The sequence below is a fragment of the Trebonia sp. genome (assembly GCF_049794275.1).
Classification (GTDB): Bacteria; Actinomycetota; Actinomycetes; order Streptosporangiales; family Streptosporangiaceae; genus Trebonia.
Genome location: NZ_JBARCR010000083.1, coordinates 1 through 2,047, shown reverse-complemented (window position 1 = coordinate 2,047; position 2,047 = coordinate 1). Strand labels below are relative to the sequence as shown.

The window sequence follows — 2,047 nt, the reverse complement described above, 5'->3', positions numbered from 1 at the left end:
CACCGCGGCCCGCGCCGCCACCGCGGAGGCGGAAGCGGCCGAGACCGCGAAGAGCGCCGAGACCGCGAAGAGCGCCGAGACCGCGAAGAGCGCGGCGAAGACGGACGGCGCGAAGCAGGCCACCCCGGCCGACTAGCGCCGGCAGGGCGCCAAGGGCGCTGCGACGAAGAGCAAAAGAGCAAAAGGGCCTAAGGAACGCCGTCGCCGCTACGAGCGGCGGCGGCGTTCGCGCCACCAGGTGCCGAGCACCACGCGGGTGAACCTGGCGCCGTAGAAGAGGTTGTTCACGCCGGGGATGTGCAGGCTGTACAGCGGGTTCTGGCCCTTCTTGCTCTCGCCGACCGTCCGCTTGTGGATGGTGGCGGGCACTTCCAGCACCCGGTACCCGTGCGTGATGACGCCGATCAGCAGCTCGGACGCCTGGTATTGCGGCTGTTCGAGCTGGACGGCGCCGGTCACCTCGGCACGCATCGCGCGCAGGCCGAACGTGGTGTCGCTGATCCGCTGCCCGGTGAGCAGGCTGACGAGCGAGGCGAAGAACCGCACCCCGGCCCGGCGTACCGGGTCCTTGGTCTCCTCGCTGCCCGTCCGGCGCGACCCGGTGACGAAGTCGGCCTTGCCTTCAATGACCGGGGCCAGCAGGGACTCGATCTCCAGCGGGTTGTACTGACCGTCGGCGTCGGTGGTGATGATGTACTCGGCGCCGCCTTCCCTGGCGATCCGGTAGCCGAGGCGCAGCGCGGCGCCCTGGCCGCGGTTGACCGGGACGTCGCAGACCACGGCGCCGGCCGCGTCGGCCTCCTTGGCGGTGGCGTCGACGCAGCCGTCGGCGACCACGATGACCTCGGCGGCCAGCCCGCACACCGTCTTCGGCAGCTTCTCCACGACCGGGCCGACGGCGCCTTCCTCGTTGTAGGCGGCGATCACCATCGCGATCGGCGGCAGCTTGGTGGCGCGTTCCCCGTAAGTGCCGGCCAGCGTCTGCAGTGCGTCGGCGTCGGTCGCCGCGTCCGCCGGGTTGGAGTAGAACACGCCTATGCCTCTTTCCCGCGGTCCAGGCCGCACACTGGTCTGGCGGCCGCCGGGCCGGCATCGAGGTCGTATCGGTCCCTCGCCATGCATGCTCCGTTCGCTCCTGCGGACCACCGGTCCACGCGCCTTGTGTGTGGTTGCCCGTCCCGAGGCCGACGGCGCGCGACCGGGCTAAGCCCGCGCGCCCACCACTGTATCGGCCTCTTGTTACACATGGTGGCAATCTGCGAGGGACCGACACGCCGGCTGGCGGCGATAGTTGTCTCTGCGCTGCGGGGATGGTTGTCTCGGCAGACATGGTCGTCGATGATTCCGCGCTGGCGGAGTCGTACCGTGTGCTGCGGTCCCGGCTCGACCTCAGCGAGCTGCCGCCGCTGACCCGCGCGGTCACCGAGGCGGTCTTGTGCGCTACCGGCGACTTTGATTTCGTTACCGATCTGATGTGCGACGAGGCCGTCCTGGCGGCGGGGGTGCGGGCCATCGCGGCCGGGGTGCCGGTGCTGGCCGACGCGCCCATGGTGGCCGCGGGAATCACGGACTGCCCGGTCATTTGCAAGGCCGCCGAGTCACTGGCCGTCAGGCTGGCCAGGACCACGGGCATCACGGTGCCGGCGGCCGGAGTCCGGCTCGGTTTCGGCGTGGCGGGACCCGGCTCGGTCTGGGTGGTCGGCGACGCGCCGGACGCGCTCAGGGAGATCCTCCGCCGCGTGACGGAACCGGCGCTCGTGATCGGGGTGCCCGCAGGTTTGTCCGGCGCGGCGGAAGCGAAGGACGAGCTGCGGGCCAGCGGTGTCCCCGCATTGACCACGCTGTCCGAGAAGGGCGGCCCGGTGGTGGCGGTCGCGGCTTTCCACGCACTGCTGCGGGCGGCCCGCGGCGAGCCTGCCCCGTAGGTCGATAGCCGCCCTGGCCGTCGGGTACGTTCGGTGCGTGACAGGACGACAGGCCGCGGATGAGGCGTACCTGCTCGGCCTGCGGCTGCGCGGCAGGCGCGTGGTCGTGATCGGCGCGGGCG

2 protein-coding genes are annotated in these 2,047 nt (G+C 71.5%); one reads left to right on the top strand and one right to left on the bottom strand.

Annotation, left to right across the window (positions count from 1 at the left end):
• Positions 1 to 207: 207 nt before the first annotated feature.
• Positions 208 to 1,032 carry a glycosyltransferase family 2 protein gene (locus tag WA805_RS02235; RefSeq protein WP_422272202.1) on the bottom strand — a complete coding sequence of 275 codons (825 nt, stop codon included), beginning with the start codon at positions 1,030 to 1,032 and terminating at the stop codon, positions 208 to 210.
• A gap of 278 nt (positions 1,033 to 1,310) precedes the next feature.
• Here WA805_RS02235 and WA805_RS02230 point away from each other — a divergent pair, with 278 nt between their 5' ends.
• The gene (locus WA805_RS02230; RefSeq protein WP_422272200.1) at positions 1,311 to 1,925 is read left to right on the top strand and encodes a precorrin-8X methylmutase; all 615 of its coding nucleotides are present in this window, start codon (positions 1,311 to 1,313) and stop codon (positions 1,923 to 1,925) included.
• Positions 1,926 to 2,047: the final 122 nt, after the last annotated feature.

Excerpts from the sequence above, each read along its gene's own strand:
- WA805_RS02230 (WP_422272200.1), top strand. The coding sequence starts at position 1,311 with ATGGTTGTCTCGGCAGACATGGTCGTCGATGATTCCGCGCTGGCGGAG.